General features: G+C 39.5%; 1 protein-coding gene. It reads left to right on the top strand.

Annotation, left to right across the window (positions count from 1 at the left end; all coding sequences use genetic code 11):
* Positions 1 to 233: DUF444 family protein (locus tag R0K30_RS23675; protein ID WP_410613495.1), on the top strand; the 233-nt coding region annotated here is incomplete at both ends.

Below are 233 nucleotides of genomic sequence, written 5' to 3'. Positions count from 1 at the left end.
CTGACTTCGGATAACGCCCGGTGCGTAAAGCTCGTCAATGACATCATGAAAAAATCGAATCTGTTCTGTTACGGTGAGGTCAATCAATATAACAGGCATTCCACCCTCATGTCCGCCTATAAAAATGTCAAAGATGATAAATTTAAATACTACATCCTGAAACAGAAATCAGACGTATTTCAAGCGCTGAAAAGCTTTTTTAAAAATGAGGAAGCCGGTGTAAGCAAAGCATC

Source organism: Bacillus sp. SIMBA_154 (assembly GCF_046536015.1).
GTDB classification, from domain to species: domain Bacteria; phylum Bacillota; class Bacilli; order Bacillales; family Bacillaceae; genus Bacillus; species Bacillus pumilus_P.
Note: the sequence above shows the minus strand (reverse complement) of the source record. Positions and strands in the feature narration are given on the sequence as shown.